This is a genomic window from Actinomadura sp. 9N215 (assembly GCF_044326345.1).
Taxonomy (GTDB): domain Bacteria; phylum Actinomycetota; class Actinomycetes; order Streptosporangiales; family Streptosporangiaceae; genus Spirillospora.
In genome coordinates, this window is the sequence record NZ_JBIRBA010000033.1 from 18633 (window position 1) to 38392 (window position 19760).

Below are 19760 nucleotides of genomic sequence, written 5' to 3' on the forward strand. Positions count from 1 at the left end.
CATGACCCAAGCCTCGCCACGCCTGATCGCCACCGATCTCGACGGGACGATCGTGCGCTCCGACGGCACGCTCTCCACCCGGACCGTCGCCGCCCTGGCGCGCGTCGAACAGGCCGGGGCGGTGCTCGTGATGGTCACCGGGCGGCCGCCGCGCTGGATGACGGAGGTCGCCGCGGCCGTCCGCCACCACGGCGTCGCGATCTGCGCCAACGGCGCCGTCGTGTACGACCTGCACACCGACACCGTCCTGCACGCCGCGGAGATCACCCCCGACGTGGTCGCCGAGACGGTCGCGCGGCTCCGCGCCCTCGTGCCCGAGCTGCGGTTCGCCGTGGAACATCCGACCGGTTTCGTCTTCGAGGACAGCTACGACCTCGGCCGCTGGGACGCCGAGGCCCTCGGCGGACGGAGCGTGACCGCCGCCGAGCTCGTCGGCCACAGCGGCACCAAGCTGCTCGCCTTCCACCGGGACGCCGACGCCGACGCGCTCACGGAGAAGGCCGTCGAGGCCGTCGGCGACCTCGTGACCGTGACCAACTCGTCCGGGCGCGGGCTGCTGGAGATGAGCGCGCGCGGCGTCACCAAGGCGAGCGCGCTCGCCGAGCTGTGCGCCGAACACGGCATCGCGTCCGGCGACGTCGTCGCCTTCGGCGACCAGCTGAACGACCTGCCGATGCTCACCTGGGCGGGCACCTCGTACGGCGTCGCCAACGCGCACCCGCTGGTGCTGGCCGCCGTCACGCACAAGACGTCCAGCAACGACGACGACGGCGTCGCAAAGGTCCTCGAACGCCTCTTCCCCACCACCAACGCCGCGTCCTAGAACTCCCCCGCCACACCCCGACGAAGTCCCGACGCGGCACACCCAAACACCACCGTGACGCGGCACACCCCCGCGCCGCCACGATGCGGCACGTCCCGGCACGGCTGTGACGTGATGCGTCCCGGCACCGCCGTGACGCGACACGCCCCCGCGCCGCCGTGAACCGGCACGCCCCCGCGCCATCATGAAGCGGCACGTCCCGGCGGCGCCGTGAAGCGCCACGCCCCCGCGCCATCGTGAAGCGGCACATCCCAGCGCCGCGGTGATGCGGCGCCTCCGCGGCGTCGTGATGCGGGATGGCCCGGCACCGTCGTAAAGCGGCACGCCCCCGCGCCATCGTGAAGCGGCACGCCCCCGCGCCGCGGTGTTGCGGCACATCCCAGCACCGCGGTGATGCGGCACGCCTCCGCGGCGTCGTGATGCGGGATGGCCCGGCACCGTCGTAAAGCGGCACGCCCCCGCGCCATCGTGAAGCGGCACGCCCCCGCGCCGCGGTGATGCGGCACGCCTCCGCGGCGTCGTGATGCGGGATGGCCCGGCACCGTCGTAAAGCGGCACGCCCCCGCGCCGCCGTGAAGCGACACCCTCCCGGGCCATCGTGAAGCGGCACATCCCCCGTGCCGCGGTGATGCGGCGCCTCCGCGGCGTCGTGATGCGGCACGCACCGGCGGCGGCGAGATGCGGCATGGCCCGGCGGTGTCGTGATGCGGGATGGCGCGGTGCGGGTGTGATGGGGTGGGTCGCCGGCGGGGTGGTATGAGAACGGCCGCCTCCGCGTGGGGGTCGTCGGCGTGGCGACGGACCCTGCGGGGCGGCCGTTTCGTTCGTGTTCTACAGGTAGGGGCCGGACGAGTGGGGGCCGGGCTGGTCGTCTTCTACGCCGGGGGGCATCATTCCGGCGGGGAGGGCGCGGCGCATCTGCTCTAGCTGCGCGCGCGCCGCCATCTGCTGGGCGAACAGCGTCGTCTGGATGCCGTGGAACAGGCCCTCCAGCCAGCCGACGAGCTGCGCCTGCGCGATCCGCAGCTCCGACTCGCTCGGGACCGTGCCCTCCGTGAACGGCAGCGACAGCCGTTCCAGCTCCTCGACCAGCTCCGGCGCGAGACCGTCCTCCAGCTCCTTGATGGACGACTTGTGGATCTCCCGCAGCCGGGCCCGGCTCGCCTCGTCCAGCGGGGCGGCCTTGACCTCGTCCAGCAGCTGCCGGATCATCCCGCCGATCCGCATCACCTTCGCGGGCTGCTCGACCATGTCGGTGATCGACTTGCCCTCGGAGTCGCCCTCGCCGCCGCCCTCGACGGCGATGCCGTTCGGGCCGACCACGAGCACGTGCGGTTCCTTTTCAGACTGGTTCTTTGAAGCCTCGCTCATAGTCCCTTCATCCTCACACGGTGAGCAGGATTTTGCCGACGTGTCCGCTCTCTTCGAGCAGCCGGTGCGCGCTGGCCGCGTCCGCCATCGGGACCCGCCGGTCGACGACCGTCCGGACGTCGCCCGACTCCAGCAGCGGCCACACATGCTCCCGGACGCCCGCCACGATCTCCGCCTTCTCCTCCAGCGGACGGGCCCGCAGCGTCGTCGCGTGCACGAGGGCCCGTTTGCGCAGCAGCTTGCCCATGTTCAACTCCGCCTTCGCGCCGCCCTGCAACCCGATCACCATCAGGCGGCCGCCGACGGCGAGCGCGTCCACGTTCCTGGCCAGGTACTCGGCGCCGATCAGGTCGAGGATGACGTCGTACGGGCCGTGCCCGGCGAAGTCGTCCTCGCGGTAGTTCACGGTGACGTCCGCGCCGAGCTCCCGGCAGCGGGTCGCCTTCTCCGCGCTGCCCACCGTCGTCACCACCCGCGCGCCGCGCGCTTTGGCGAGCTGGATCGCGTGCGTCCCGATGCCGCTGCCGCCGCCGTGGACCAGCAGCGTCTCTCCGGCGCGCAGCCCGCCGAGCATGAAGACGTTCGACCACACCGTGCAGGCGACCTCCGGGAGCCCTGCCGCCTCGACGACGTCCACGCCGCGCGGCACCGGAAGCACCAGCGAGGCGGGCACCGCGACCCGTTCGGCATATCCTCCGCCGCCGAGCAGCGCGCACACCTCGTCACCTACGGCCAGACCGGTCGCGTCCGGGCCGAGCTCCGCGACGCGGCCGGACACCTCCAGGCCCGGATACGGCGGAGCGCCGTCCGGCGGCGGGTAGAGGCCCTGCCGCTGCATGACGTCCGCACGGTTGACAGCGCTCGCCGTCACCTCGATCAGCACTTCGCCCGGTTTCGGCGCCGGGTCCGGGACCTGCGTCCATTCCAGGACGTCCGGGTCCCCCGGCTCGCGGATCACGATCGCATGCATACCGGCCACGCTACCGGGGGCCGGACGCCGAACAACCCGAACCGGACGGCACCGGACGCACCACCGCGAGCCCGGCGCCCAACCGCGCAAACGTCGATCTCCACTGTGGATGCGTGGTATTGGCACACGGGTATCCTGCGTGGGGGTCATTTTGCCCGCCCGCACCGTGTTGATCATCAGAGGCGTGCCCGAGGGGGAAGAACGGTGGCAAGGAACGAGCACGACGGGCGCTCCCTGGAGGAGCGGCTGGCCTCTCTGGACGCGATGAGCGGGGAAACGTCCGGGCAGCCTCCCGAGCAGCAGCCACCGGCCGAGCAGGAGAACGCGCCGCCGGAGGAAGCCGCCCAAGCCCAGCCCCAGGCCCCCACCCAAGGCCAGCCCCTGCCACAGCCTCCGCCTCAGCCTCCGACCGAGCAGACCGACCCCCACGCCAACCCCTGGCTCGCCGCCCCGCCGCCCATGTTCCAGCAGCCCCCCGAGGCCTATCCGCCCGACAACTTCGGCCCGCCGCAGCCCCCGCCCTACGAAGGCGGCCCCATGCCGCAGCCGTTCGACGGAGGAATGCTGCCGCCGCCGTACTCCGCCCCTGGCGGCTACCAGGGCCAGGACGCGTCCCAAGGCGGTCAGGGTGGTCAAGGCGGACAGGGCGGTCAGGGTGGACAGCCGCAGGCGCCGTACCCGCCGCAGCAGCAGCCGTACGACGCCAACGGCAACGCCGCGCCTCCCCTCGAACAGCTGCCGCCGTACCCGTCCGAACAGTTCCCCCAGCAGGACGCTGAGGCGACCGTCCAGCCGTACCAGCCGATCGACCCCGCGACCGGCCGGCCGTACCCGCAGGACACCGACGCCGCGGGCCAGCCGTTCGTCCCGATCGACCCGAACACCGGCCAGCCCCTGGCACTCGACCCCAACGCGACCCGCCAGCAGTTCCCGCCGATGGACCCCAACGCGGGCCAGCCCTACCAGCCGCTCGACCCCAACACCGGCCAGCCGTACCCGCAGTACGACCCGACCACCGGCCAGCCCTACACGCAGGATCCGAACGCGGCCGGCCAGCCGTACGCCCAGGTCGACCCCAACACGGGCCAGCCCTACCAGCCGGTCGATCCGAACACCGGGCAGCCGTACGCGCAGTACGACCCGAACACCGGCCAGCCGTACATGCAGGATCCGAACGCGGCCGGCCAGCAGTTCCCGCCGCTCGATCCCAACACCGGCCAGCCGTATGCCCAGGTCGATCCGAACACAGGGCAGCCGTATCAGCCGGCAGATCCGAACACGGGGCAGGCGTACACGCAGGTTGATCCGGCCAGCGGGCAGCCTTACACGCAGGTTGATCTGAGCACCGGGCAGGCGTACGCGCAGGTTGATCCGAATACCGGGCAGCCTTATCAGCCGGTCGATCCCAATACGGGCCAGCCGGTGCAGGGGTACGGGTATGCCGGTGGTCCGCAGCAGGAGCAGGGCGGGTACCCGCAGGGGGCCAACCCGATGATGCAGCCCACCCAGGGCTATCCCGGCCAGGCGCCCCAGCAGCCGCAGAACGCCGACAGCCTCAGTTCCGAGAACCTTCTCGGCGAGCGCCGCATCGCGCCGTCGTCCGGGTGGCGGCGCGCCGTCTACAAGGCGACGGCCGGGAACATCCATCCCGGGGAGTCGCAGGGCGATGTGCGTCGCAAGGACCTCATCGCGCGGGCGCGCACCACGGTGGCGGGCGGGCACCACCGGGTCGCCGTCATGTCGCTGAAGGGCGGCGTCGGCAAGACGACCACCACGACCGGGCTCGGCTCGATGCTGGGGTCGCTGCGCGGCGACACCGTGATCGCGGTGGACGCCAACCCGGACCGCGGGACGCTGTCGGACAAGGTCCGCCTTGAGACGGCCGCGACGGTCCGCGACCTGCTCAACAACCGCGACCAGATCCACCGGTACGCCGACGTCCGGGCGTTCACCTCGCAGAACGCCGCCCGGCTCGAAGTCCTGGCGTCCGACCGCGACCCGGCGGTCAGCGAGGCGTTCAGCGCCGACGACTACGCCGCCGTGGCCGTCGTCTTGGAGCAGTACTACTCGATCTGCATCACCGACTGCGGGACCGGGCTGCTGCACTCCGCGATGGCGGGCGTGCTGAGCCTCGCCGACCAGCTCGTCCTCGTCAGTTCCCCGTCGGTGGACGGGGCCCGCTCCGCGAGCGCGACGCTCGACTGGCTGGAGGCGCACGACCACGGACATCTCGTCCGCAACGGCGTGGTCGTGCTGTCGATGGTCCGCAACCGGACCCGCAGCCAGGTCGACCTCGACAAGCTCCAGGCGCATTTCGAGAGCCGCTGCCGCGCGGTCGTCCGCATCCCGTACGACGATCACCTGGAGGAGGGCGCGGAGGTGGAGCTGGACCAGCTCGCTCCCGCGACACGCGAGGCGTACCTCACCCTGGCCGCCGTGGTCGGCGACGGTTTCGCGTACCAGCGTCCCGCGCAGTCCTGACCGGCGGTGGTGTGCGCCGTCTGCGGGACGCTCCTGAACCGGCGCGACCTGCCCGGCAACGAGGTCTGGAACTGCGGCGAGTGCGACGCGCTGTACGTCCGGCAGGCGGACGGCCCGCTCCTGCGCCGCCCCTTCCGGCCCGCCGATGAACGGTGGGCGGCCGCCGTATTCGACGACGCTGGTGTGCAACCCAGCAGAGCGCGAGTGGAGCCCGGCGACGCGGATGTGCAGCCCCGCAAAGCAGATGCGGAGCCCCGCAAAGCAGATGCGGAGCCTGGCGACGCGGGTGTGGTGTCCGGCAGGGCGGGTGTGGAGCATGCTGTGGCGTACGGGGGCACGTTGTGCGGGATCGACCGTGATGCGGTCAGCGTGCTGCGTCATCACTGGTCGCCCCGGAGGCCTGACGCCTGCCCGGAGTGCCGGACGGTCGCGGACGGGCGCGTCGCCCGCTGGCCCGCCGAAACCTGACGCTAGGGTCCCGATCTGTGGACGGCGTGTACGTAGGCAAAGCGGGCCCGGACTCCGCCGGTGACAGCGGCTGGCTGCTCGGCCATTTCAAACCGCCGGGCGATCCGCGCCGCAGCGACGACGTCGAGATCAAGTGGGGCGTCCATCCGAAGGGCGAGCGGCGTGCCCGGTGGACGAACGGCGAGAAACGCACCGCGCTTCTCGTGCTGGTCAGCGGCCGGTTCCGGCTGGAGTTCCCCGAGGGTGACGTGGTCCTGGCCGAGCAGGGCGACTACGTGGTGTGGGGGCGCGGCGTCGACCATTCGTGGTGCGCGGAGGAGGAGTCGATCGTCATGACCGTCCGCTGGCCTTCGATCCCCGGCTACGCCGTCCGGCACCCAGACGTCCACGTCGACGGCGCGGAACCGTGAGGGTGTGAGGGGCGTCTCAACGTCCATGATCGGTGGAGCGCGGCCGGTGCTCGCGGCGGCGGTGATGGCGGTGTGCGTGGGCTGCGCGTCGTCCGGCGGCGGTGAGGTGATCTGTGGGCCGTGCCGCCAGCCCGTGACGGTCACCGTCTCAGGCCTCGACCGGCTGACAGTCGAGGGTGTGCGCATGCAAATCTGTGTCGGCGAGGCGCCGTGCACGGACTTCCGCATCACTCGCCGCGCGGATTCGGTCTCCTGCGGCTCGGTGGGCTGTTCGCTGGACGAGACAGCCGACCCAGGTGGAACACCGCTGTTGCACGTCACGCTCGGACAGAAGGAGGCGCGGACGGTCGCCGACCGTCCGGTGCGGGTTACGGCGTCGTCCAGGAAAGGCCAGCGGGAGGGCGCGGCGACGATGAAGTACGTCTCCGAGAAGGGCCCCTGCGGGTGCGAGTACTCGTACGCCCGCGTCGCGCTGAACTGAACCCGCGTTATGCGGTCGAGGTCACTGGACCACGCCCGCTATCGTGGGCGTTGCTCATCTGGAGAGTTCGCATAGTGGACTAGTGCAGGCGCCTTGAAAGCGCCCAGGGCTGGGGACAGTCCTCGTGGGTTCGAATCCCACACTCTCCGCTTGGAAGCCCGGAATGGGAGACGGACGCCCGGACATGTCCGGCTCGGGCGTATTTGATCCGTTACCCTCGTCGGCATGTCTGAGACACCCCAGGATCCGGCAGGGACCACCCACCAGTTCCAGAGCTTCGCGAACGAGGCGCCGCCTCAGAAATCGGGCCCGAACGTCGCGCTGATCGGCGGCATCGTCGCCGTCGTGGTCGTCGTCGCGCTCATCGTGGTCGCCGTCCTGGCGATGGGCTGATGGGGCTGATGCACTGACAGCCCGACGCCCGGCTCAGCGGCCCTTGGAGAAGTGCTGGTAGTCCTTGGCGCCGCTCCATTCGCCGCCCCAGCCCCAGCCGATCGACGCGAACGCCTTCACGACCCTGTCGCCCGCGTGGATGACGCCGGGGTCGTCGCTCCGGCGGTTCTTGTACTTCCCGCAGTCGGCGTGGGCGATATGGCCGTCGGCGTAGACGTACGGGTTCTCGCACGGGTTGATGTCGATCGCCAGGCCGTACGCGTGCTGGGAGAACGAGCTCGACCCGGTCGCCGCACGGCAGTTGAACGCCGAGGTGTTGTTGGCCTCGATCGACTGGAAGTCGCTGCCCTTGTACTTGTCGACCGGCTCCATGCGCTCGATCGGGTAGCGCATGTCGTACAGCTTCTCGAACACGGTGACCAGGTCTTCGGCCTCCTTCGCGTTGACGACCAGCCGCCCGCCCGCGTGTGATTTGTCGTCCATGCCCCAGTAGGTCATCTCGATCATCCGCAGGCCGGACGGCGGCACCGGGCAGCCCTTGCGCCACGAGTGCTTCAGGTCCCCGGCGGTGACCTTCCCGATCTTCGCCTGGAACCCGGCCGGCGCCGCGCCCGTCCCGGACGGGGACGCCCCCGTGCCGGACGCGGTGGGCGGCGCAGCGGGCGGGGACGTCTCGTCCGAGTCGTCGCCGCCACGGCCACAACCGGCCGCGACCGACGCCGCCGTGACCAGCGCGGCGAGGAAAGCCACGCTGCGAATAGGCCCTCTACCTGGCATCTTTCCAGCATGGCACGTTCCGGCGGCGTGCGCGTGACGGCCCTGGTTCGCTACCGTGCGTTTGACGGCGCGCCCGCCGGAAAGGGGCCGGGACGGACGGGCCGTGATCCTCATCCGTCCGCCGGGCATGTCGTCCGGTGGTGTCCGGCCCCAGGGGAGCCGGGATGGCGGAACCTCAGGAGAGGGACCACCCAAGCCTCGAAGACGAGATCTTCGCCGTGGCGCACAACGTGGAGGTCGAGCAGGGAGCGCACACACGGCTGGAACCGGACAGGGCCCAGGTCTTCATGGAGCGCGCCCGCGCCTTCCTCGGCCGCGACGTCAAGGCGCTGGCGACGGGCTTCGGCATGTTCCTGCTGGTCGACGCCGTGATGATGTACGCGCCGCTGATGACGAGCCGGCGGCCGAGCCTGCTGCCGCAGTTCATCACCCTGCTGATGCTGGCGTTCGGGCTCGGCGGCCTGCTGGTGTGGAAGGTCGGGGGACGCTGGCGGACGTTCGGCTACGGCATGATGCTCGCCTGGGTGTTCCTGACCTTGGTGTCCGTCGGCTTCCTCACCGGCGTCACCGTCCCCCTGTAGCCGCCGTCGCCGCCGTTGCCGTCCCGGCGTGGTGGCCCGCCGTTGCCGTCCCGGCGTGGCCCGGCCGGCGCGGTTCGAGGTGGGCGGCGCGGTTTGGGTGGGCGGTCAGGCCGTGGGGCCGAGGCGTTTGCGGACGAGGGTGAACGCGCGTCCGATGGCTTCGAGGTCCTGGGGGTCGATCACGTCGATGAAGTACTCCCGGACGGTCTCGACGTGGTCGCGGGCAGCGCGCTCCAGCGCGGCGAAGCCCTCGTCGGTCAGCTGCGCGAAGACGCCGCGCTTGTCGTTGGGGCAGCTGTCCCGCTTGACGAGGCCCTTCGACTCCAGGCGGGAGCACGTGTGCGACAGCCGGCTGCGGGACTGGCTGGCGTTCTCGGCGAGCTCCGCCATGCGCAGCTGGCGCTCCGGCGCCTCGGACAGCCGGACGAGGATCTCGTACTCCGACACCGACAGCCCGTGCCGCGTCTTCAGGTCGCGGTCCATGATCTCGGTGAGCCGGACGCTGCCGTCCACGAACGCCCGCCAATCGCGCTGCTGGGCGGCATCGAGCCAGCGTGGTTCGGTCATAACCCGCAAGTATAGAACACAGGTTGAAGGTTCAACTAACACGCACTATCTTCACGTTAGCAGGGCGTCCGGGCGTCCGCTCGGGGAATAGTTGAATCATCAACTAGGTTCCGACCTGTGTGCACCCGCCCGAACGCGGACGGGCACCCGAACGATCGGAGGACCCCATGCCCGCCGTGACCGCCGACCCGCTGACCCTGCCCCGCCTGCCGCTCCTGCCGGAGGCCGACACGGACTGGCGCCGCGTCGCGCGGATCGTGACCGCGCAGCGCCACCTGGAGGGCGAGGGCTTCCAGGTCAGGCGCCCGTTCCCGGGCGCCGACCTTGCCCTGGCCGACCCGTTCCTGCTCCTCGACCACATGGGCGCCATCGAGTACGCGCCGGGCGAGGCGATGGGCACACCCTGGCATCCGCATCGCGGATTCGAGACCGTCACCTACATCATCGACGGCGCGTTCCAGCACCAGGACACCACCGGCGGCGGCGGTCTCATCTCCGACGGCGCCACCCAGTGGATGACGGCCGCGTCCGGGATCCAGCACATCGAGCAGCCGCCGCCCGAGCTCGTCACCAAGGGCGGGCTCTTCCACGGCATCCAGCTCTGGGTCAACCTGCCGCGCGCCCAGAAGTGGGTCCCGCCGCGCTACCAGGACATCGAGGCGCGGGACGTGAAGCTGCTGGCCGCCGACGACGGCTCGTCCCTCGTCCGCGTCATCGCCGGGTCGGTCGCCGGATACGACGGCCCAGGCGTCACCTACACGCCGATCAACTACCTGCACGCGACCGTCGCGCCGGGCGCCCGGCTGGCGCTGCCGTGGCCGCGCGACTTCAACGCGCTGGTGTACGTCCTGTCCGGACGCGGGACGGCCGGCGCCGAAGAGGCCGCACTGGACGAGGGGCAGCTCGCGGTCTTCGCCGGCTCGCACCACAAGGGGACGGGGGACGGGCTCGTCGTCCGCGCCGCCGACGTCCAGCCGGCGGGCAGCGCGAACGGCTGGGAGATCCTCATCCTCGGCGGCCTGCCCATCCGGGAGCCGATCGCGCGGTACGGGCCGTTCGTGATGAACACCCGCGAGGAGATCATCCAGGCGTTCGAGGACTTCCAGGCAGGTCGGATGGGCACCGTCCCCGCCGAGAAGGTGCCGCATCAGACGTCCGCCGACGAGCCGCCGGCCTGAGCCCGGCCGCCGCGGCCGAATCGGTCGCGGGAGTTCCCGGGGTTCGGGTGACGGGGGTGGACGCATGCGCTAGTGTGTTCGAATAGTCGAACAGAAGTTCGACCTGCTTGTTCGAACACGCACTTGCCCGGGGAGGCGATATGGCGGCGACCATTGCCACGGGGACGGAACCCCATGCCCGGCAAGCCTCGCGCCGCCCGGCTGGCGCCTTCACCGCCGAGCGGGACGGGAGAGCCGACGGGGCGGCGCCCTGCGGACGGCGGCGGGAGCACGCGACACGCCGTAGCGGTTTCTACGCAAATCTACGGCCTCAGCTATATCGCCTCATAGAGTCCGAGAGCGTGGACCCCGTGCGCAATCCCTATGCCCCTGGCGCTGGGCAGCGCCCCCCGGAGCTGGCCGGCCGCGACCGTGAGCTCAAACAGTTCGAGGTGGTGCTCGAACGCGTCGCCCGCGGCCGGCCCGAACGCAGCATGATCGTCACCGGGCTGCGCGGGGTGGGCAAGACCGTGCTGCTCAACGCGTTCCGGTCGATGGCGATCCAGCGGCTGTGGGGGACGGGGAAGATCGAGGCCCGGCCCGACCAGTCGATCCGGCGGCCGGTCGCGTCGGCGCTGCACCGGGCCGTCCGGGAGCTGGCGCCCCGGCACCGCGCGCCCGACCGCATCGAGGACTTCCTCGGCGTGCTCAAGGCGTTCGCGCAGTCGGAGCCCGAGCCGTCCGGCAAGGGCAAGGCGCGGGCGCACCGCTGGCAGCCCGGCATCGACGTGCCCGCCACGCGCGGCCGCGCCGACTCCGGCGACCTGGAGATCGACCTCACCGAGCTGTTCGTGGACGCCGCGTCCGTCGCGACCGACGTCGGCGCCGGGATCGCCCTGTTCGTGGACGAGATGCAGGACATCCCCGCCGACGACGTGTCCGCCCTGTGCGCCGCGTGCCACGAGTTGTCGCAGGTCGGCGGCCCGCTGATCGTGGTCGGCGCCGGGCTGCCGCATCTGCCGGCCGTGCTGTCCGCCAGCAAGTCGTATTCCGAGCGCCTGTTCCGCTACGCCCGCATCGACCGGCTCGACCGCGAGTCGGCCGACTACGCCCTGCTGGCCCCCGCCGAAAGGGAGGAGGTCACGTTCACCAAGGACGCGCTTGACGCGCTGTACGGCGCGGCCGACGGCTACCCGTATTTCGTCCAGGCGTACGCCAAGGTCGTCTGGGACGTCGCGCCCGACACCCCGATCACCGCCGACGACATCAAGGTCGCCGCGCCGGAGGCGGAGAGCGAGCTCGCGGTCGGCTTCTTCGGCAGCCGCTACGAGCGCGCCACACCCGCCGAGCGCGACTACATGCGCGCCATGGCCATGCTCGGCGACGACCCGGTGCCGACGGCGTCGGTCGCGGACGAGCTCGGTCGCAAGCCGTCCAGCCTTTCGCCGGCCCGCGACGGGCTCATCAAGAAGGGCCTCATCTACAGCGCCGAACGCGGCATGATCGCGTTCACCGTGCCGCACTTCGGCCAGTTCATCCGTTCCCAGCCCGCCTGACCCCGCCCGGACGCTTCACCAGTCCCGACGCTTCACCAGTCCTGACACTTCACCAGTCCCGAGTCCTGACGCTTGGCCAGTCCCGACGCTTCGCACTTTCGACCGCTTCGCACTCCGAACGCTGCGCACTTCCGGCCGCTTCGGCTTCATATCGTTCTCTAGCGAAAAGGCTAGAGAACGATAGAAAGTGGCATGGGGTCGTGTCGTCAGGTGAGTATTCAGGTTTCTAGTGACGGTGCTAGAAAGTCGTAGATTCTGCTCGCATGCCGTCTCGTTCTTTCTGCGATTCTCTAGGGTTTTTCGTAGAAAGCTCTAGAGAGTTGAAGAGGAGGCGTGTCACGGGCATGCGCGGAGCCGTCCGGGTAAGACGGTGCGTGCCACGCGCGAGTCGACACTGGGAGAACCATGGGACACGATGACCGGTTCCGCGGCCAGGACCCGGACAACGAGTACGGGTACGACGAGTCCTCCATGCAGCAGGACCAGGGCGGACGGCCACACACGCAAGACGACGGATACCTCTACGGACAGGACGAGTTCCCATCCGGCCTGAGCCGCGCGAAGCAAGGCCGTCACGGAACGCACGCCCGCGACGTGGACGAGCTCGGAGGCTACGAAGGCGAACCGCCGGACGAAGACACCGACGGCACCTGGTGACTCCGCTCTGAAAGCGCGGTGAGGTCTGCGTCCGGCTCCACCAGCGCCGACCGGACGGTCCTGTCGCGTTCGGCGGTCGACACGGCGAACACGATCTCGACGTCCCGGCCCTCCATCCGGGCCGGGAAGACGACGAACCGCCAGCAGCCCTCGCGCCACACGTCCAGCGGCACCGCGCTCGCGACGAGGTTCTCGTTCTCGACCCACGCGGGACTGTCGTAGAGCGTCGCGTACGTCTCCTCGATCGGGCTCCGCCGCCGCTCGCACGGCATCGCCGCGCGCCCGGGGCAGTGCGGCAGCCCGCACCGGTCCAGCAGCGCCGACAGCTCGGGCGACAGCGCGGCGAACAGCGCCAGCTCCAGCGCGAACACCAGCCCGATCGGGGACTGGACGTCCCGCAGCACGTCCAGCCCGGCGAGCGGCGCGCCCAGCGACGCGACCGCCGCCGCGGTGAACAGCACCGCCCGCAGCACGCTCCGCCGCTCGACCTTCCTGGCGCTAAGCCCGCCGAAGCAGCCGCATCCCGCGTCCGGGCGGCGGACCCGCAGCTCGCCGACCACCCACGTGGCCGCGGCGAACGCGACCGTCGTCGCCAGCCGCACCGACAGATGCGACGTCACCAGCAGCGCCAACCCGAGGACGCCCTCGCCGACCCCGAGCCCGACCGTCATCCCGCGGCTGCCGCGCAGCGCCGTCAGCCGCGCGAGCCCGGCCGGAACCGGCACGCCGTGGACCTGGTGCGACCCGTCCACCGCCGTTTCCCGGACCGTCAGCTTCGCCAGGCACGCCGCCAGCAGCACGGCCGCCAGCAGCAGGACCTGCGTGTTCTGGAACGCGGTCACCATGACGCCGTCCCCTCCGCCGTCCGCCCGGGCGCCGCTGCCGCCGCCGCTGCCGCCGCTTCCGGCGTCAGGGACGGCGCGCCCGGACGGACGGCGGCGTTGAAGCACCCGGTCTCCAGATCGCCGCCGAGCCCGACGAACGCGGCGGGCGTCAGCTCCACGATCCGCCCGCGCGGGGACGCGCCGCAGTCGACGCAGCGGTCGCAGAAGCGGGCCGCCGTGCAACCGCACTCCACGACCGGCACCGGCGCGGCCCGCCCGGCGCATTCGTTGTGGACGACGATCTCGCTGCCGAGCGACAGGTAGGGGAAGGCGACGCAACCGGACGGGGCGTCGGCGCATCCCCCGGCGTCCCCCTCGGAGTCGACCGCCGGGTAAGCCGCCCCGTCCGTCGCGCCCTCCCCATCCACCCCCGGGCCGTCCCGCAGCCCGCCGAACCAGGTCGCCGTGCCGCGCAGCACGCCGGGCACCGGCGCGGCGATCTCCGGCGCGGCCAGGTCGTCCGCCCGGTAGCCCGGCTGCGACGTGCCGGGACGCACGGCCCGCGGCCCGTCGGACGACCTGACGCAGATCACGTCGATCAGGTATCCGGGCTCCAGCCGCGGATGCCGGACCAGCACCCGTTCGAGGGCGCGCGGCGGGACGGCCACCCGGGTGCGTCCCCGATGCGGGCCCATGTCCACGTCCACGGCGTCCCTTCGGCACGCCAGGATCGTTCCGGCGACCCGGCAGACGTCGACCCAGACGCGCTCGGCGCCGACAGCACCCCGGGAAACGATCGAGGGGGCGCTCAGGGAGGCGTCCAGAGCCGTGGCCTCCGGGACGTCGCCGTCGGCGCGGAGTCCGGTGTCCTTGGGCCGGACGATCACGTTGCGGCCCGGCCGGAGCGCGGCGAGGCCCCCGCGCCCGCCGTGCCAGACCGGCGTGGCCTCGCTCATCGCGAAGCGCGTCTCCGTCCCACGCCCGTCATCGCCGGTCGTGCCCACCACCAGCAGGTGCGGGCTGGCGTCCAGCACGATTCCGGCGACCGCCTCCAGCGGACGCCGGGCGCGTTCCGGGAGCCCGTCGCCCGCGGGCGTTCCGAGGACGGCGGCGCGCAGTCGGCGGCGACTCGCTCCACGGCGTGGGGGTGGCGGCATCGCGGCGCTCCGGCATCGAAAATCATCACACTGGGCCACTGCTGTTAGGACAGTGAGTCAAGGGTCACGCTTGGTGACTCGCGCTGTCGACGGATTTGTCGCGATAAGTCAGCCGGTGGAGGATGTTTGATCTACCTGGGTTGAAGATTATTCTCTGGTTGACCCGGATAAGTAGTTTCTGTAGGCCCGAAATTACGATCGGCGTGCGATCGTCGACCGTACCGGGAGTTCGCCGTGGCGGCGGCTCCGCAACCCCTGGTCCGGTGGTGACGTGAACGGGACGCGGCACGAGGAGTTCCGCGAGTACGTGGCGGAGCGCGGGACCGTGTTGCTCCGCGCCGCGACCCAGCTGACCAGCGACCGCGCCGAGGCCGAGGACCTCCTCCAGGCCGCCCTCGCCAAGACCTACCTCGCCTGGGACCGCATCGAGGACCACAACGCCGTCGACGGCTACGTCCGCCGCGCCATGGTCAACACGCAGATCTCCTGGTGGCGGCGCCGCAAGCTCGACGTGTACCCGACCGACCGGCTCCCCGACCGTCCCGTCGACGACCACACCGACCGCAGCGGGATGCGCGACGCGCTCGGCCGCGCCCTCCGCCGCCTCCCTGAACGGCAACGCCTCGCCGTCATGCTCCGCTACTACGAGGACATGTCCGAACGGGAGATCGCCGAGGTGCTCGGCGTCAGCGTCGGAACGGTCAAGTCCACGGTCTCCCGCGCCATGGCCAAGCTCCGCGACGACGACGCCCTCGACGAACAGCACTGACCCAACCCCGTTCGCCCGCCGCCAGCCGCCGGCCGCCACGAGCACCGGATCCGCTGCTCGTCCGGCAGGCAAGTCGCGGCGTGCCGATCAGAAATTCCGCCGGTCCGTCATCCAGTGACCGCCCGGATGCGAACCCTGCGTGGTTGTTCGCGGTCGTGCGGCCCGGGATCTGGTCGGCGGCGGTGGGGCACGTCCGGTAGGACGCTGCCGGCTCGGCCCACCGTCCTGATCGACGGTCCACCCCATCGGGTCGACACGCCCCCGCGACGCGCCAATCACGCCGTCGGCGCTTTCGGCAACCCGCCGGTCGGTGACGAAGCGGTCACCGGCCGGACCGGAGGCGCCGACGGTGTAACCACCCCCTGCACGAAGGGAAGGATCCGATGAAGAACACACACGTGTCGCGGGCAGGCAGGAAGGCGGCGATGGGCTCGCTCGCCGTCGTGGCCACCGCGGCGACGCTGGTGGGCATCGCGCCCAGCGCCTCCGCCACCCCCACGGGCTGCACCGCCACGGCCATCGACTCCCGCAACGCGGAGAGCCGGTGCACCGGCGGCACCGGGGAGCACCGAGTGATCATGCGGCAGCGGCACTTCAACCCGGACGTCGGTGAGGTCGACTGCGTGGGGCCGTGGGTGCCGGTGGGGTCCGTCTCGCGCGTGCTCTGCGGTGTCCACCAGGTCGTCTCGGTCAGGGTGGAGACCCGGTGACGGCAGCCGGCCGGTGACAGCGGACAGCCCTTGGTCGTCCGGCTTCTCGTCCAGAGAAGACCGTGATCAAGGGCTGTCGGCTTGGCGATCCGGGGTCAGGGGGTGGGGTTCAGGGGTTCAGGTGCGTGGCGATCGCTTCTTCCCAGGAGTGGAGGAAATCGGGGTAGGCGGCGGCGAACTCTTCGAGGTTTCGGGCGGCCGCTTCGGTGAGCGCGGTGAGGTCGTAGGTGACGGTGGCGGTGCCGTCCTCGTCGATGTCGACGGTGACCGTGCCGGCGCGCTGTCCCGGGGTCACGCGGGCGTAGGAGATGTGCCTGCCTGGGGTGCGGGCGAGCACCACCCAGGTCGTGGTCGCTCCGTCGTGGACGGTCTCGAAGACCGTTCCGGGCTCGGTGTCGTCGGCGGTGTCCGCCGGGAAACGCGGGCGCCAACCGCGCACCCAGCGCTCCTCGCCACGCGGTGTGAACAGGGTGAAGGCCTCGTCAGGGGGGAGCGGGACGCGGACGCGTCCACTGAGCCGCCGCCGGGTCGTCATGGCGTCCGCTGCTCGGTGAGCGCGTGCGCGTCGGCGGCGGTGAGCGTCAGCCCGTACACGGACTTGAGCTGCTCGATCTTGCCGAGCGTCTCCGGCGAGAAGGGCGTCCGTCCCTCGAAGGCGTGCAGGGCGAGGCCCTCGACGAGGTCGCCGAGCGAGACGTCCAGATACTCGGCCAGGGCCTTCAGGACCTTGAGCACGTTGCGCTCCACGCGCAGCCCGGTCTGTACGCGATCGATTGTTACCATGGTACCAAGATAACAGCTTGGCGCCGGTTCGCTGACTCGATTCTGACGCCGAGTCATTGGTAGCGTGATCACGGAGAGAAGCGGCATCTCACCCCGCGGTCACCTTAATGGTGATTTCGGGACATCATGTGGTGCGGATGGGGTTGGCGGGTGTATGCAAGGTGGGCTGAATGTCCGGACGATCCCGAGTCGACGGACGTCTCATGCCGGTTTCCGGGAGCGTGAATGCCCAGGTTGTCCCCCACCGTCCACACGGCTGACCGAACTCTGGTCAAGGGACTGAACGACGGGGACGAAGCCGCGCTCGCCGCGCTCTACGACGAATACGGTGAGCGCATTTATGACTACGCCCTGTCAATGTCCGGTGATGAGAAAATCGCGGCGGACATCGTCCACGACGCGTTCATCGACGCCGGGCGCCGCGCGCCCCGGATGCGCGACCACCTGCACCTGAGCTCCTGGCTGTACGGGGCGGCCCGGCGCCGCTGCATCCGGCGCGGCCGGGCGAAGAACCTCTACTGGGACCGGGACGCCGACTTCTCCGACATCCCGTTCCTCGGGCGCGGCGAGCCGGACGACCCCGTCCCCGACTGGCCGCCCCTGGACGAGCTGCACGGCCTCCTGCGCGCCTGCCTCGCCCGGCTGGCGCCCGTCGAGCAGGAGATCATGCTGCTGGCGTTCCGGCACGGGCTGCGTCCCACCCGGCTGGGCGCGGCGCTCGGCATGTCCTCGCGCCGCGCCGCCCTGCGGGTGCGCAGGGCGCGGACCGACCTTGAGGCCGCGCTGCAGAAGGAGATCCACCGCGCCAACCGGGCCTGCGCCGCGGCCGCCGCGGCCACCGCTTCGCGCTCGGCCGAGGCCCCCGAGGCCGAGGCTGCCGAGGCCCCGGACGCCGTGGAACCCCCGGACGCCGCGGAATCGGCGGGCTCTCCGGTCGAGCGGGACGAGGCGCGTCCCACGGCGGTCGCCGTCCTCGCGGCCCGTCCCCCGGCGCGCAAGGACGACCCGCCGCCCGCCCCGCCGGAACCGTCGGCGCCCGGCCCGGAGCCGGCGCCGGCACCGCCCGCCCCCCGGACGCGCGTCCAGGCGCTCTGGCAGGCCTTTCACCGGCGCGCCGACGCCTCCCCCGCCGACCCGTCCACGGACCGGCACGCCGCGGACTGCCCCGCCTGCCGCCGCCGCGGACGGGTGACCGCGACCGCGCTGCTCAAGCGTGCGCCCGCGCCGGTGCTGCCCGCGGCGCTCCGCCACCGCGTCATGCACACCGCCACCGACCCGGAGCTCGCCGGCTACCGGGCCGACATCGCCGCGCGGGGCGGCGCGCTCACGCCGTCCGGGCTGCCGAGCCAGCCGGACGTCCCCTCGCCGTTCACGCGCCGCTGGCTGTTCACCGGCGGCGGCATGGCGGCCGCGCTGGGCGCCGCGTTCGTCGCCGTGTTCGCCATGGGCCCCGGAATCAGCGGCGACCCGCTCAAATGGCCGCCGTTCCACACCCAACCGCAGCCGTCGATCACGCATGAGTCGCCGCCGCAGGGGACGGGCCACAGCAGGCAGCCGTCCGACGGGCCGGGCGGCGGCGGTCCCGGGCGTCCCGGCCACGTGCCCGTCGGCCCGCAGACGGAGGAGAAGGGCCCGGAGGATCGAGGCAGCCCGTCGCCGCCTTCGTCCACCGCGCCCGCACAGCCAGGCGTCCTCGTCGTCGGCCCGGCGAAGGTCGAGCTCTACGGCAAGAAGACCGCCGTCGTGAGCCTCGCGGCCAAGAGCGGCCCCGTGACGTGGACGGCGGTGACGTCGACCGAGCAGCTCGTCCTGTCCGAGGTGCAGGGCGGAATGCCCGAGGACGGCACCACCCGCCTCACGCTCACCCTGCGCACGGCGATCATCGGCCTGCCCGGCAAGGGCACCCTCACCTTCACCGACTCCGAAGGCGCACCGCAAACGATCACGGTCGTCTGGGGCGCGTCCCTCCTCTAACGAGCCCGGCCCGGCCCCGGCTGGTCGGGTTCCGGGGGCCGGTCGAGTTGGGCTCTGATCGTCTCCAGGTGGTCGCCGAGGGCCGCCTGGACGCGGGCCTCCATCGCCCGCGCGATGAACGGGTCGACGACCATCTTCACCAGCGGCCGCATCCGGCGCACCACCGCCGCCACCTCGGTGACCTGCTCGCCGTCCAGGATGGGACGGTCCTCCAGCCGGTCGAACACGTGCTCCTGGACGAGGCTGACGAACCGGTCCGCGATCACGTCGCAGTCGGCGCGGATCTGCTCGGCGATGTCGAGGACGGAGTCGAGCGGGACACCGGCCGCGACCAGCTCGGCGCCGACGTGCAGCAGCCGCGGGCTCGGCACCCGGTACGCGGCGCCGTCCGGTTCGATGAGGCCGATCTCGATCGTCCGGTCGCGCATCCGGGCGACGTCGTCCGCGTCCAGCCCGGCGCCGAAGATCTCGACGAGTTCGCCGTAGCCGACCGTGCCGGGGATCTCGTCCGACCACGGGTCGGTGAGGACCTTCTCCAGCCCGAGCACCTCGCCGACGTCCTTGCCGGTCTCCCACGCCGTCAGCAGGTCCTTGATGACGGCGAACGTGTAGCCGCGGCCGAGCAGCTTGCCGATCAGGCGGAGCCGCGCGAGATGCGCGTCGCCGTACAGGCCGACGCGGCCTTCGAGCCGGGGCGGCGGCAGGAGGCCCCGGTCCTGGTAGGCGCGGACGTTGCGCACGGTGCTTCCGGCCAGCCGCGCCAGCTCGTCGATTCGGTACTGGGCCATGTCCCGTCCGCCGGACTCGTCCTTCTTGACCGCCGTGATCTTACTCCGGCACTATTGTTACAT

The 19760-nt window shown here is 71.6% G+C and carries 22 protein-coding genes and 1 tRNA gene; 14 read left to right on the forward strand and 9 right to left on the reverse strand.

Translation table 11 applies throughout. The features are described from left to right. Position 1 precedes the first annotated feature (1 nt). The gene (locus tag ACH34T_RS37630) at positions 2–823 is read left to right on the forward strand and encodes a Cof-type HAD-IIB family hydrolase (RefSeq protein WP_396025765.1); all 822 of its coding nucleotides are present in this window, start codon (positions 2–4) and stop codon (positions 821–823) included. A gap of 831 nt (positions 824–1654) precedes the next feature. Here the strand turns inward: ACH34T_RS37630 and ACH34T_RS37635 are convergent. Together ACH34T_RS37635 and ACH34T_RS37640 are read right to left on the reverse strand one after the other, a co-directional pair. Further along, positions 1655–2194, reverse strand: a complete 540-nt coding sequence (locus ACH34T_RS37635; RefSeq protein WP_396025766.1) for a bacterial proteasome activator family protein — start codon at positions 2192–2194, stop codon at positions 1655–1657. Between the two features lie 13 nt (positions 2195–2207). Then, positions 2208–3164, reverse strand: a complete 957-nt coding sequence (locus tag ACH34T_RS37640; RefSeq protein WP_396025767.1) for an NAD(P)H-quinone oxidoreductase — start codon at positions 3162–3164, stop codon at positions 2208–2210. A gap of 204 nt (positions 3165–3368) precedes the next feature. Between ACH34T_RS37640 and ACH34T_RS37645 the strand changes: the two genes are divergently transcribed. The 6 genes from ACH34T_RS37645 (at position 3369) to ACH34T_RS37670 (ending at position 7397) form a co-directional block, all read left to right on the forward strand. Next, on the forward strand, positions 3369–5645 hold the full coding sequence (locus ACH34T_RS37645) for an AAA family ATPase (protein ID WP_396025768.1): 2277 nt from the start codon (positions 3369–3371) through the stop codon (positions 5643–5645). A gap of 6 nt (positions 5646–5651) precedes the next feature. Beyond that, positions 5652–6113: a hypothetical protein gene (locus tag ACH34T_RS37650; RefSeq protein WP_396025769.1), complete on the forward strand. Its 462-nt coding sequence runs from the start codon at positions 5652–5654 to the stop codon at positions 6111–6113. Positions 6114–6130: 17 nt separating this feature from the next. Then, entirely contained in the window at positions 6131–6523 is a 393-nt protein-coding gene (locus ACH34T_RS37655) for a signal peptidase I (RefSeq protein WP_396025770.1), read from the forward strand. Between the two features lie 4 nt (positions 6524–6527). Beyond that, the gene (locus ACH34T_RS37660; RefSeq protein WP_396025771.1) at positions 6528–7004 is read left to right on the forward strand and encodes a hypothetical protein; all 477 of its coding nucleotides are present in this window, start codon (positions 6528–6530) and stop codon (positions 7002–7004) included. A gap of 60 nt (positions 7005–7064) precedes the next feature. Then, positions 7065–7153: transfer RNA gene (locus ACH34T_RS37665), tRNA-Ser, on the forward strand. A gap of 76 nt (positions 7154–7229) precedes the next feature. Next, a complete protein-coding gene (locus ACH34T_RS37670) occupies positions 7230–7397 on the forward strand; it encodes a hypothetical protein (protein WP_396025772.1) in 168 nt (55 codons plus the stop codon). A gap of 33 nt (positions 7398–7430) precedes the next feature. On the opposite strand, the gene ACH34T_RS37675 is transcribed toward ACH34T_RS37670, so the two are convergent. Next, entirely contained in the window at positions 7431–8174 is a 744-nt protein-coding gene (locus ACH34T_RS37675; protein ID WP_396025773.1) for a M15 family metallopeptidase, read from the reverse strand. Between the two features lie 164 nt (positions 8175–8338). Here ACH34T_RS37675 and ACH34T_RS37680 point away from each other — a divergent pair, with 164 nt between their 5' ends. Beyond that, complete coding sequence (locus ACH34T_RS37680) at positions 8339–8755, forward strand: hypothetical protein (protein WP_396025774.1); 417 nt, start codon at positions 8339–8341, stop codon at positions 8753–8755. 105 nt (positions 8756–8860) lie between these two features. Here ACH34T_RS37680 and ACH34T_RS37685 read toward each other — a convergent pair whose 3' ends face one another. Beyond that, positions 8861–9322, reverse strand: coding sequence for a MarR family winged helix-turn-helix transcriptional regulator (locus ACH34T_RS37685; RefSeq protein ID WP_396025775.1), 462 nt, complete (start codon positions 9320–9322; stop codon positions 8861–8863). Positions 9323–9489: 167 nt separating this feature from the next. Here ACH34T_RS37685 and ACH34T_RS37690 point away from each other — a divergent pair, with 167 nt between their 5' ends. The 3 genes from ACH34T_RS37690 (at position 9490) to ACH34T_RS37700 (ending at position 12692) form a co-directional block, all read left to right on the forward strand. Further along, positions 9490–10500, forward strand: a complete 1011-nt coding sequence (locus ACH34T_RS37690) for a pirin family protein (RefSeq protein WP_396025776.1) — start codon at positions 9490–9492, stop codon at positions 10498–10500. Positions 10501–10841: 341 nt separating this feature from the next. Further along, complete coding sequence (locus ACH34T_RS37695; RefSeq protein ID WP_396025777.1) at positions 10842–12035, forward strand: ATP-binding protein; 1194 nt, start codon at positions 10842–10844, stop codon at positions 12033–12035. 405 nt (positions 12036–12440) lie between these two features. Further along, positions 12441–12692, forward strand: a complete 252-nt coding sequence (locus ACH34T_RS37700) for a hypothetical protein (RefSeq protein ID WP_396025778.1) — start codon at positions 12441–12443, stop codon at positions 12690–12692. Here ACH34T_RS37700 and ACH34T_RS37705 read toward each other — a convergent pair. Further along, positions 12647–13537: a MauE/DoxX family redox-associated membrane protein gene (locus ACH34T_RS37705; protein WP_396025779.1), complete on the reverse strand. Its 891-nt coding sequence runs from the start codon at positions 13535–13537 to the stop codon at positions 12647–12649. The genes ACH34T_RS37700 and ACH34T_RS37705 overlap by 46 nt on opposite strands. Beyond that, positions 13531–14673, reverse strand: a complete 1143-nt coding sequence (locus ACH34T_RS37710; RefSeq protein WP_396025780.1) for a hypothetical protein — start codon at positions 14671–14673, stop codon at positions 13531–13533. Before ACH34T_RS37710 ends, ACH34T_RS37705 begins: the two co-directional genes overlap by 7 nt. Before the next feature lie 271 nt (positions 14674–14944). On the opposite strand from ACH34T_RS37710, the gene ACH34T_RS37715 reads away from it, so the two are divergent. Beyond that, positions 14945–15442, forward strand: coding sequence for a SigE family RNA polymerase sigma factor (locus ACH34T_RS37715; RefSeq protein WP_396025781.1), 498 nt, complete (start codon positions 14945–14947; stop codon positions 15440–15442). 383 nt (positions 15443–15825) lie between these two features. Then, positions 15826–16152 (forward strand): hypothetical protein, encoded by a 327-nt coding sequence (locus tag ACH34T_RS37720; protein ID WP_396025782.1) that lies wholly within the window; start codon positions 15826–15828, stop codon positions 16150–16152. Positions 16153–16261: 109 nt separating this feature from the next. Here the strand turns inward: ACH34T_RS37720 and ACH34T_RS37725 are convergent, their stop codons facing one another. Both ACH34T_RS37725 and ACH34T_RS37730 read right to left on the reverse strand, forming a co-directional pair. Then, complete coding sequence (locus ACH34T_RS37725) at positions 16262–16687, reverse strand: hypothetical protein (RefSeq protein WP_396025783.1); 426 nt, start codon at positions 16685–16687, stop codon at positions 16262–16264. Continuing rightward, positions 16684–16935: a hypothetical protein gene (locus ACH34T_RS37730; RefSeq protein WP_396025784.1), complete on the reverse strand. Its 252-nt coding sequence runs from the start codon at positions 16933–16935 to the stop codon at positions 16684–16686. Before ACH34T_RS37730 ends, ACH34T_RS37725 begins: the two co-directional genes overlap by 4 nt. A 225-nt stretch (positions 16936–17160) precedes the next feature. Between ACH34T_RS37730 and ACH34T_RS37735 the strand changes: the two genes are divergently transcribed. Continuing rightward, the gene (locus tag ACH34T_RS37735) at positions 17161–18909 is read left to right on the forward strand and encodes an RNA polymerase sigma factor (protein WP_396025785.1); all 1749 of its coding nucleotides are present in this window, start codon (positions 17161–17163) and stop codon (positions 18907–18909) included. Here ACH34T_RS37735 and ACH34T_RS37740 read toward each other — a convergent pair. Beyond that, positions 18906–19697 (reverse strand): MerR family transcriptional regulator, encoded by a 792-nt coding sequence (locus ACH34T_RS37740; RefSeq protein ID WP_396025786.1) that lies wholly within the window; start codon positions 19695–19697, stop codon positions 18906–18908. The genes ACH34T_RS37735 and ACH34T_RS37740 overlap by 4 nt on opposite strands. Positions 19698–19760 lie beyond the last annotated feature (63 nt).

What these genes read in the sequence shown, in the direction of transcription:
- ACH34T_RS37630 (WP_396025765.1), top strand. Translation starts at nt 2, where the DNA reads ATGACCCAAGCCTCGCCACGCCTGATCGCCACCGATCTCGACGGGACG.
- ACH34T_RS37635 (WP_396025766.1), bottom strand. Translation starts at nt 2,194, where the DNA reads ATGAGCGAGGCTTCAAAGAACCAGTCTGAAAAGGAACCGCACGTGCTC.
- ACH34T_RS37640 (WP_396025767.1), bottom strand. Translation starts at nt 3,164, where the DNA reads ATGCATGCGATCGTGATCCGCGAGCCGGGGGACCCGGACGTCCTGGAA.
- ACH34T_RS37670 (WP_396025772.1), top strand. Translation starts at nt 7,230, where the DNA reads ATGTCTGAGACACCCCAGGATCCGGCAGGGACCACCCACCAGTTCCAG.
- ACH34T_RS37675 (WP_396025773.1), bottom strand. Translation starts at nt 8,174, where the DNA reads ATGCCAGGTAGAGGGCCTATTCGCAGCGTGGCTTTCCTCGCCGCGCTG.
- ACH34T_RS37680 (WP_396025774.1), top strand. Translation starts at nt 8,339, where the DNA reads ATGGCGGAACCTCAGGAGAGGGACCACCCAAGCCTCGAAGACGAGATC.
- ACH34T_RS37685 (WP_396025775.1), bottom strand. Translation starts at nt 9,322, where the DNA reads ATGACCGAACCACGCTGGCTCGATGCCGCCCAGCAGCGCGATTGGCGG.
- ACH34T_RS37690 (WP_396025776.1), top strand. Translation starts at nt 9,490, where the DNA reads ATGCCCGCCGTGACCGCCGACCCGCTGACCCTGCCCCGCCTGCCGCTC.
- ACH34T_RS37700 (WP_396025778.1), top strand. Translation starts at nt 12,441, where the DNA reads ATGGGACACGATGACCGGTTCCGCGGCCAGGACCCGGACAACGAGTAC.
- ACH34T_RS37705 (WP_396025779.1), bottom strand. Translation starts at nt 13,537, where the DNA reads ATGGTGACCGCGTTCCAGAACACGCAGGTCCTGCTGCTGGCGGCCGTG.
- ACH34T_RS37710 (WP_396025780.1), bottom strand. Translation starts at nt 14,673, where the DNA reads ATGCCGCCACCCCCACGCCGTGGAGCGAGTCGCCGCCGACTGCGCGCC.
- ACH34T_RS37720 (WP_396025782.1), top strand. Translation starts at nt 15,826, where the DNA reads ATGAAGAACACACACGTGTCGCGGGCAGGCAGGAAGGCGGCGATGGGC.
- ACH34T_RS37725 (WP_396025783.1), bottom strand. Translation starts at nt 16,687, where the DNA reads ATGACGACCCGGCGGCGGCTCAGTGGACGCGTCCGCGTCCCGCTCCCC.
- ACH34T_RS37730 (WP_396025784.1), bottom strand. Translation starts at nt 16,935, where the DNA reads ATGGTAACAATCGATCGCGTACAGACCGGGCTGCGCGTGGAGCGCAAC.
- ACH34T_RS37735 (WP_396025785.1), top strand. Translation starts at nt 17,161, where the DNA reads ATGCCCAGGTTGTCCCCCACCGTCCACACGGCTGACCGAACTCTGGTC.
- ACH34T_RS37740 (WP_396025786.1), bottom strand. Translation starts at nt 19,697, where the DNA reads ATGGCCCAGTACCGAATCGACGAGCTGGCGCGGCTGGCCGGAAGCACC.